Origin of the sequence: Streptomyces sp. NPDC127106 (assembly GCF_042677605.1) — a bacterium.
In the GTDB taxonomy this organism is placed as follows: domain Bacteria; phylum Actinomycetota; class Actinomycetes; order Streptomycetales; family Streptomycetaceae; genus Streptomyces.
In genome coordinates, this window is sequence record NZ_JBHXTC010000056.1 from 24,083 (window position 1) to 34,602 (window position 10,520).

A 10,520-nucleotide genomic window follows, 5' to 3' on the forward strand; every position below is an offset into this window, starting at 1 on the left:
CCCAGCCGAATCCCGCATGCAATCCGCAGTTCTCCAGGAGGTGACGTTCCAGTGGCCGGCACGAACGAAGAAAAGCTTCTCGAAAACCTGAAGTGGATGACCACGGAGCTCCGACGGGCCCGCCGCCGTCTCCAGGAGGTCGAGCAGGACGCCCACGAGCCCATCGCCATCGTCGCGATGAGCTGCCGCTTCCCCGGCGGCGTACGGTCCCCCGAGGACCTGTGGCGACTGGTCTTGGAGGGCGGTGACGCCATCACCGGATTCCCCGACGACCGCGGCTGGGACATCGCCTCCCTCGCCGACCCCGACCCCGACCGCAAAGGCACCTTCTACAACACCGGCGGCGGATTCCTCGACGACGCCCCCGTGTTCGATCCCGGATTCTTCGGCATATCGCCGCGCGAGGCCCTCGCCATGGACCCGCAGCAGCGCCAGATCCTCGAAACCTCCTGGGAGGTGTTCGAGCGCGCCGGAATCGACCCGGCGTCCGTGCGCGGAAGCCGCACCGGCGTCTACATCGGCGCCGGCGCCATGGGGTACGGGGCCGACCTGAAGGAGGTCCCGGAGGGCCTCGAAGGGCTGCTCCTGACCGGCGGCGCCACCAGCGTGCTGTCCGGCCGGGTCAGCTACGTCCTCGGCCTCGAGGGGCCCGCCGCCACCATCGACACGGCCTGCTCTTCCTCTCTGGTCGCCCTGCACCTGGCCACCCAGGCGCTGCGCGGCCGGGAGTGCTCGCTCGCCCTGGTCGGCGGCGTGTGCGTGATGCCCAGCCCCGACGTGTTCGTGGAGTTCAGCCGCCAGCGCGGCCTCGCCGCCGACGGCCGCTGCAAGTCCTTCGCCGCGGCCGCCGACGGCACCGGCTGGTCCGAGGGCGTCGGCGTCCTCCTCGTGGAGCGGCTCTCGGACGCCCGCCGCAACGGGCACCCCGTGCTGGCCGTCGTGCGCGGCTCCGCCGTCAACCAGGACGGCGCCAGCAACGGCCTCACCGCCCCCAACGGACCGTCCCAGCAGCGCGTCATCCGCCAGGCCCTCGAAAACGCCCGCCTCTCGACCGCCGAGGTCGACGCGGTCGAGGCGCACGGCACGGGCACCCGGCTCGGCGACCCCATCGAGGCGCAGGCGCTGCTCGCCACCTACGGCCAGGACCGCCCCGCCGGCCGGCCGCTCCGCCTCGGCTCCCTCAAGTCGAACCTCGGGCACACCCAGGCCGCCGCAGGCGTCGCCGGCATCATCAAGATGGTCATGGCGATGCGCCACGGCGTCCTCCCGCAGACCCTCCACGTCGACGAGCCCACCCCGGACGTCGACTGGTCGGCGGGAGCGGTGTCGCTCCTCACCGAGCCCATGGCCTGGCCCGAGACCGGCGCCCCGCGCCGCGCGGCCGTGTCCGCCTTCGGCGTCAGCGGCACCAATGCGCACACCGTCATCGAGCAGGCCCCCGAAGAGGAACCGCCGGGCGAGGAGCAGGAACCCGCTCCGTCCCAGGCTCCCGCTCCGTCCCGGCCTCCCGCTCCGTCCAGGCCCGCCGTGCTGCCCTGGACCCTGTCGGGCCGCGGCGCCACCGCGCTGCGCGCCCAGGCCGCCCGGCTGATCGCCGCCCGGGAGCAGAGCACCGCCGGCACCTCGGCCCTCGACCTCGGGTACGCGCTCGCCACCACCCGCGCCGCCCTGGAACACCGCGCGGTGCTCCTCGGCCGTACCGACGACGACCTCGACACCGCCCTCGCCGCCCTCGCCGCCGGCGAAGACGCCGCGGGCCTGGTCACGGACACCGCGGCCGAAGGCAAGACCGCATTCCTGTTCACCGGGCAGGGCAGCCAGCGCCTCGGTGCGGGCCGCGAACTGTACGACACCCACCCGGCGTTCGCGGACGCGCTCGACGCGGTGTGCGGCCGCCTCGACCCGCTCCTCGAACTCCCCCTCAAGGAGGTCCTGTTCGGATCGGACCCGGCCCTCCTGGACCGGACCGAGTACGCGCAGCCGGCCCTGTTCGCGATCGAGGTCGCGCTGTTCCGCCTCATGGAGAGCTGGGGCCTGCGGCCGGACGCGGTCGCCGGGCACTCCGTCGGCGAGATCGCCGCCGCCCACGTGGCCGGCGTGCTGACCCTCGACCACGCGTGTGCCCTGGTCGCCGCCCGCGCCAGGCTGATGCAGGAACTCCCCGCGGGCGGCGCCATGATCGCCGTCCAGGCCGCGGAGGACGACGTGCTGCCGCTGCTCACCGACCGGGTGGGCATCGCAGCCGTCAACGGCCCCCGCTCGGTCGTGGTCGCCGGCGACGAGGACGCCGCCCTCGCCATCGCGGCGGAGTTCGAGGCGCAGGGCCGCAAGACCAAGCGGCTCACCGTCAGCCACGCCTTCCACTCGCCCCGCATGGACGGCATGCTCGACGCCTTCCGCCGGGTGGCGCAGGGGCTCACCTACCAGGCCCCGCAGATCCCGGTCGTGTCCTGCCTGACCGGCGCCCCCGTCACCGGCGAGATGGGCTCGGCGGACTTCTGGGTGCGGCACGTCCGGGAGACGGTCCGCTTCCTCGACGCCGTCCGCGCCCTGGAGGCGGCCGGTGCGACGACGTACGTCGAACTCGGGCCCGACGGGGTGTTGTCCGCGCTCGCCCAGGCGTGCGTCACCGGCGGGGGCGCCGCGTTCGTCCCCGCGCTGCGCGCCGGGCGGCCCGAACCCGAAACGGCCCTCGAAGCCCTCGCCCGCGCCCACGCCCACGGCGCCACCGTCGACTGGTCGGCCTTCTTCGCCGGCACCAGCGCCCGCCGCACCGACCTGCCCACCTACGCCTTCCAGCACGAGCGCTACTGGCTGGAGCCCGGTGCCGCCACGGCCGGCGACGTGAGCGTGGCCGGCCTCGACCCCGCCGCGCACCCGCTGCTCGGAGCCGCCGTCACCCTCGCCGGCTCCGACCGCGTGCTGTGCACCGGCAGGCTCTCCCTGCGCACCCAGCCCTGGCTCGCCGACCACGCCCTCGCCGGTACGGCGGTACTGCCGGCCGCCGCGTTCGTCGAACTCGCCGTCCGCGCAGGCGACCGGGCCGGCTGCGGCCACGTCGCGGAGCTGGTGCTCGACACCCCGCTCGCGCTGCCCTCCGACGGTGCCGGCGTACGGGTCCAGGTGCTCGTCGAGGACCCCGACGAGCAGGGCCACCGCGTCTTCACCGTCTCCGCCCGACCGGAGGACGGCGACGCCGACCTCGGCGGGGACGGCGGCTGGACCCGCCACGCCCGCGGCGTCCTCGCCCCCGGGGCACCGGACACGACCGCCCCCGCGTCGTCCGACCTCGCCACGTGGCCGCCGGCCGGGGCGGAACCCCTCGACATCGGCCACTTGTACACGGATGCCGATGCCGATGCCGGCGCGGACGACGGCCTGCGGCGCGGCCCGTCGTTCCGGGCCATGGAGGCGGCCTGGCAACTGGACGACACCTACTTCGTACAGGTCCGGCTGCCCGAAGGCGGGCCCGAGGCCGCCGCGTTCGGTCTGCACCCGGTTCTGTTGGAAGCCGCCGCGCACGCCGCGGCCGTCCTGGTGTCCGACGGCCCGGATGCCGACGCCCGCGGCGCGGGCCTCGGACCCGGCAGCGTCTGGTCCGGCGTGACCCTGCACGCGGACGGCGCGGGCGCCCTGCGCGTCCGCATCCGGCCGGCCGCCGACGGCACCGCCGACCCGGCGTTCGCCCTGGACCTCGCCGACGACCACGGCGACCCGGTGGCCACCGTCGGCCGCCTGGCCCCGCAGCCGTTCACGGCCCCCGCCGCCGGCACCCCGCAACCCGTACCGGCCGTCGTGCGCGAGGCGCTGTTCCAGCTCGACTGGACCCGGCTGCCGCAGCCCCTGCCGACCGCCACCGGTGCGGCGTCCGACCCGGCCGGCGGCTGGGCCGTCCTCGGCCCCGCCGGGTTCGGCACGGCCACCCGCCACGCCGACCTGGCGGAGCTGGCCGCGGCCGCCGACGCCGGGGCCCCCGTACCCGGGTACGTCCTGGCCCCCTTCCCCCAGCAGGCCGCCGGCACCGGCCCGGACGCCCTGCGCGAGGCCACGCACCGGGCGCTCGCCCTCGTGCAGGCCTGGCTCGCCGACGACCGGTTCGCGGCCTCCCGCCTGGTCGTGCTGACCAGCGGCGCGGTCGCCGCTCCCGGCGCAGGCGGCGCGGACCTGCCGCACGCCGCCGTCCGCGGCCTGCTGCGCTCCGCGGAGACGGAGAACCCCGGCCGTTTCGTCCTCGCCGACGTCCCCGACCTCGCCGACCCGGCCGTGGCGGCCCTCCTCGCCGCGGCCCTCGCCTCCGGCGAGCCGGAGCTGCTGCTGGGCGACGGCACCGTCCACGTCCCGCGGCTGCACCGCACCCGCGTGACCACCGGCGCGACCGGAGGCGCCGCCATCGACCCGGCCGGCACCGCGCTGATCACCGGTGGCTCCGGCACCCTCGCCGGGATCGTCGCCCGCCACCTCGTCACCGCCCACGGCGTGCGCCGGCTGCTGCTGCTCAGCCGCCGCGGCGCCGACGCGCCCGGCGCCGCCGAACGCACCGCGGAACTCGCCGCGCTGGGCGCCGAGGTCGCCTGGGCCGCCTGCGACGCAGCCGACCGCGACGCCCTGGCCGCCGTCCTCTCCGCGATCCCCGCCGAGCACCCCCTCACCACCGTGGTCCACACGGCGGGCGTCCTCGACGACGGCGTGATCGGCTCCCTCACCCCCGAACGCCTGGACACCGTCCTGCAGCCGAAGGCCGTCGCCGCCCTCCACCTGCACGAGCTGACCCGCGACCTGCCGGTCACGGCGTTCGTCCTCTACTCCGCCGTCGCCGGCACCCTCGGCAGCGCCGGCCAGGCCAACTACGCCGGCGCCAACGTCCTCCTGGACGCCCTCGCCGAGCACCGCCACCACCGGGGCCTGCCCGCCACTGCGCTGGCCTGGGGCCTGTGGGCCGACGCCAGCGGCATGACCGGCGGACTCGACGAGGCCCACCTGCGCCGCATGGAGCAGCAGGGCATGGGCGCCCTCACCGCCGCCGACGGCATGGCCCTGCTCGACGCCGCACTCGCCTCCGGCCGGCCCGCCCTCGTCCCGGCCCGCCTCGACCCGGCCGCCCTCCGCGCCGCCGCCGCGCCCGGCCCGGTCGCCCCCGTGTTCCGGGAGCTCCTGGGCCCGGCGGGACGCCGTACCGCGCGCACCCGTACCGACGGCGGCACCCCGCTCGCCGAACGGCTCGCCGGCCTCACCCGCCCCGAACAGGACCGTGTCCTGCTCGACCTCGTACGGGCACAGGTCGCCTCCGTCCTCGGCCACGCCTCGGCCGAACACATCGAGCCCGCCAAGGCGTTCAAGGACCTCGGCTTCGACTCGCTGACGGCCGTCGAGCTCCGCAACCGGCTCGGCGCGGCCACCGGTCTGCGCCTGGCCAGCACGCTCGTCTTCGACTACCCGACGCCCACGGCGCTCGCCCACCAGATGCACGCCGAACTCCTCGGCGGGGAGGACGAGTCCGTCCGGGACGGGGCACCGGGCACGGCCGGGGCGGCCGCCGTCGACGACCCCATCGCCATCGTCGCCATGAGCTGCCGCTACCCCGGAGGCGTCCGCAGCCCCGAGGAGCTGTGGCGGCTCGTCGAGACCGGCGGCGACGCCATCGCCGGACTCCCCGGCAACCGCGGCTGGGACACCGCCGAGCTGCGCGCCGCCGAGGCGGGCCACGGCCGGGCCTTCCAGGGCGGATTCCTCTACGACGCCGACTCCTTCGACGCCGACTTCTTCGGGATCTCGCCGCGCGAGGCCCTGGCCATGGACCCGCAGCAGCGGCTCCTGCTGGAGGCCTCCTGGGAGACGGTCGAGCGGGCCGGCATCGACCCGTCGACGCTGCGCGGCAGCCGCGCGGGCGTGTTCGTCGGAGCCTCCTACACCGGCTACGACGCCCAGCTGGAGCGGTCCGCCGACGTGGACGGCGTCCTCGGCCACGTGATGACCGGCAACGCGGGCAGCATCATGTCCGGCCGCGTCGCCTACGCCCTGGGCCTGGAGGGCCCGGCCGTCACCGTCGACACCGCCTGCTCCTCCTCGCTGGTCGCCCTGCACTGGGCGATCCAGGCGCTGCGGGCCGGTGAGTGCAGCCTGGCGCTCGCGGGCGGCGTGACGGTCATGTCGACGCCGGGCACGTTCAGCGAGTTCAGCCACCAGGGCGGACTCGCCCCCGACGGCCGCTGCAAGGCGTTCGCGGCTGGCGCGGACGGCACCGGTTGGGGTGAGGGCGTCGGGATGCTGCTCGTGGAGCGGTTGTCGGACGCCCGGCGCAACGGGCATCCGGTGCTCGCGGTCGTGCGTGGCTCGGCGGTGAACCAGGATGGTGCGAGCAACGGTCTGACGGCTCCGAACGGTCCGTCGCAGCAGCGGGTGATCCGTGCCGCGCTCGCCAGCGCGGGCCTGTCGGCCGCGGAGGTCGACGTGGTCGAGGCGCACGGCACGGGTACCCGGCTCGGTGACCCGATCGAGGCGCAGGCGCTCCTGGCTACCTACGGCCGGGAGCGGACCGAGGGGCAGCCGCTGCTCCTCGGCTCGATCAAGTCGAACATCGGGCACACGCAGGCCGCGGCCGGCGTGGCGGGTGTCATCAAGATGGTCATGGCGATGCGCCACGGGGTGCTGCCGCAGACCCTGCACGTCGACGAGCCCACCCCGCACGTCGACTGGACCGCCGGCGACATCGCCCTGCTGACCGAGGCCACGGCCTGGCCCGAGACCAGCCGGCCGCGGCGCGCCGCGGTGTCCTCGTTCGGCATCAGCGGCACCAACGCCCACACCATCATCGAGCAGGCCCCGCAGCCCGCGGACCGGTCCGCGCCGGCCCCGACGGCTCCCGCCGCCGGACCGTTCCCGTACGTCCTGTCGGCCCGGAACCCGCAGGCGCTCCGTGCCCAGGCCGCCCGGCTGCTTCCCGTCGCCGAAGCCGCCGCCGAGGCCGGTGGCGCGGCCGGTGGCGAGAACGGCTCCGGTCTCGTCGACCTGGCGTACTCCCTGGCCACCGGCCGCACGGGCCTCGAACACCGGGCGGCGTTCACCGCCGCCGACCGCGCGGGCCTGCTGGGCGCGCTCACCGCCCTCGCGGCCGACGAGCAGACCCCGGGGCTGATCCGCGGTTCGGTGACCGGCGGCCGCCTGGCGTTCCTCTTCACCGGGCAGGGCAGCCAGCGGCTCGGGACGGGCCGGGAGCTGTACGCGTCCCAGCCGGAGTTCGCGGCCGCGCTGGACGCGGTGTGCGAGCAGCTCGACGCGCACCTCGAACTGCCTCTGAAGGACGTGCTGTTCGGCACCGACGCCGATCTGCTGGACCGGACCGGGTACGCCCAGCCGGCCCTGTTCGCCGTCGAGGTCGCCCTGTTCCGGCTCGTGGAGAGCCGGGGCCTGGTGCCGGACTTCCTGTCCGGCCACTCGATCGGCGAGATCACCGCCGCGCACGTCGCCGGGGTGCTGTCCCTGGACGACGCCTGCACCCTGGTCGCGGCCCGCGGCCGGCTGATGCAGGCACTCCCGCCCGGCGGCGTGATGATCGCCGTCCAGGCCTCGGAGGACGAGGTCGCGCCCCTGCTCACCGACCGGGTGAGCATCGCCGCGGTCAACGGCCCGCAGTCGGTCGTCATCGCCGGCGACGAGGACGCGGCGGTCACCGTCGCCGAGTCGTTCGCCGACCGGAAGACCAAGCGGCTCAGCGTCAGCCACGCCTTCCACTCGCCGCACATGGACGGCATGCTGGCCGACTTCCGCAAGGTGGCCGAGGAACTGTCGTACGGCACCCCGCGCATCCCGGTCGTGTCGAACCTGACCGGCGCCCTCGTCACCGACGAGATGGCCTCCGCCGACTTCTGGGTGCGGCACGTCCGCGAGGCGGTCCGCTTCCTCGACGGCATCCGCGCCCTGGAGGCCGCGGGCGTCACGACGTACCTGGAACTCGGGCCCGACGGAGTGCTCTCGGCCCTCGCCCAGGACTGCGTGACCGAGGACGCTGTGTTCGCGCCCCTGCTGCGCCCGGGCCGACCCGAGGCCGAGACCGTCGTCTCCGCCGTCACCCGGGCCCATGTCCACGGCGCCGCCGTCGACTGGTCGGCGTTCTACGCCGGTACCGGCGCCCGCCGCGTCGACCTGCCCACCTACCCCTTCCAGTCGCGGCGCCACTGGCCCGAGCCCGCCGCCGCGCCCGCGGCCGGGACGGCTCAGGGCGGCCCCGCCCTGAGCGAGGCCGACGCCCGGTTCTGGGACGTCGTGGAGCGGTCCGACCTGGCCGCGCTCGCCGACGAGTTCGCCGTCGACGGCGACCAGCCGCTCGGCACCGCCCTGCCCGCCCTCTCCGCCTGGCGGCGCGGCCGGCAGGCCCAGGCGCAGGCCGACTCCCTCCTCTACCGCGTCACCTGGCAGCCGTGGACCGGGACCGGCGACCGGGCCACCGCACCGGCAGCCCCCACCGGCACCTGGCTGGTCGCCGTACCGGCCGCACAGGCGGACGACCCGTGGGTCCGCGCCCTCACCGACCACATGGGCGACGGCGGCGCCCGGATCCTGCCGCTCCCGCTCGACACCGCGGACGGCGACCCGGCCGTGCTGCGGGCCCGCCTGCACGAGCGGCTGCGCGAGACGGGAGCTGCGGGAGCGGTCACCGGCATCCTGTCGCTCCTCGCGCTCGACGAGCGGCCGCACCCGGAGCACCCCGGGGTGCCCGTCGGGCTGGCCCTCACCCACGCCCTAGCCGCCGTGCTCACCGGCCCCGACGCGGACGCCGGCTGCGGTGACGCCCCCTTGTGGTGCGTCACCCGCGACGCCGTCGCCGCCGCCCCCGGCGATACGCTCGGCGGCGCCGCCCAGTCCCAGGTCTGGGGCCTGGGCCGGGTCATCGCCCTGGAGCACCCCGCCCGCTGGGGCGGACTCGTCGACCTGCCCGAGGTGTGCGACGAGCGCGCCCTGTCGCGGTTCGCCGACGCCCTCACCGGCGCCGGCGACGAGGACCAGCTCGCGATCCGCTCCGCCGGCACCCTCGTACGACGCCTCGGACGCGCCACCCCGGCCGACCGCGGCTCCACCGCCCGGTGGACCCCGCGCGGCACCGTGCTCGTCACCGGTGGCACGGGCGCCCTCGGCCGGCACGTGGCCCGCCGCCTCGCCGAACGCGGTGCGGAACGGCTCGTGCTCGTCAGCCGCAGCGGCGCCGACGCGCCCGGCGCCGCCGAGATCCGCACGGAGCTCGAAGCACTCGGCACGACCGTGACCGTCGCGGCCTGCGACGTCACCGACCGGGACGCGCTCGCGGCGCTCGCCGCCGGCCTCGCGGCCGACGGCACCCCGGTCCGCGCCGTGGTCCACGCCGCGGGCGTCTCCCAGCCGCCCGGCACCGGCACCGACCTGCCCGGCTTCGCCCGGGTCGTCACCGCCAAGACCGCCGGCGCCGTCCACCTCGACGCGCTGTTCGACGCGCCGGACTCCCTCGACGCGTTCGTCCTCTTCTCGTCCATCGCCGGCACCTGGGGCAGCGGCGGCCAGGGGGCGTACGCGGCCGCGAACACCTTCCTCGACGCGCTCGCCGAACGCCGCGCCGCCCGCGGGCTCGCCGCCACGGCGATCGCCTGGGGACCGTGGGCCGACGGCGGCATGGCCACCGAAGGCGACGCGGAGGAGCAGCTCACCCGGCGCGGACTGCCGCCCGTCGCCCCGGCGACGAACCTCCTCGCCCTGGAAAGCGCCCTCGCGGGCCCGGACCCGGCGGTGACCGCCGCGGACGTCGACTGGGCGCGGTTCGCGCCGGTGTTCGCTGCGGCCCGGCGCCGCCCGCTCATCGACGACCTGCCCGAGGTACGCGCCGCACTGTGCCAGGACCCGGCGACCGGCAGCCCGGCCGCGGCCGGCGACCCGTCCGCGGACCTGCTCCGCCGGCTGGCAGACCTGTCCGGGGACGACCGGGACACCGCCCTCCTCGACCTCGTGCGCGAGCACGCGGCCGCGGCCCTCGGCCACCCGTCCGCCGACGCCGTCGCACCCGACCGGGCGTTCAAGGACCTCGGCTTCGACTCCCTGACCGCCGTCGACCTGCGCAACCGCCTCGGCGCCGCGTGCGGACTGCGGCTCCCGTCCAGCCTCGTCTTCGACTACCCCAACCCGCAGGCCCTGACCCGCCACCTGCTGCGCACCCTCTTCACCGAGGGGCCCGGCGGTGCGGCGGCCGGCGCGACCGGCGGAGCGGCGGACCTGGACACCGACCCGCAGGACGCCGAGCTGCGGCGGACGCTGGCCACCATCCCCCTCGGCCGCATCCGTGCCGCAGGACTCCTCGACACCCTCCTCCAGCTCGCCGGACCCGACACCCCGGCCGACGCCGACGCCGGCCCGGACACCGCCGAACCCGTCGCGTCCATCGACGAGATGGACCTCCAGGACCTCCTCGACCTCGCCCTCGACGGCGGCGGCGACCCCGGGGACGACGACACCCCCGGCAACACGACCAGCAACAGCAACTTCTGACGTGCCCGAAGTGCGGA

Annotated in this window: 1 protein-coding gene; it reads left to right on the top strand. The window is 76.4% G+C overall.

Annotation, left to right across the window (positions count from 1 at the left end; all coding sequences use genetic code 11):
• Positions 1-51 precede the first annotated feature (51 nt).
• Complete coding sequence (locus ACFVGY_RS31285; protein WP_385683742.1) at positions 52-10,503, top strand: type I polyketide synthase; 10,452 nt, start codon at positions 52-54, stop codon at positions 10,501-10,503.
• The last annotated feature ends 17 nt before the right edge of the window (positions 10,504-10,520 follow it).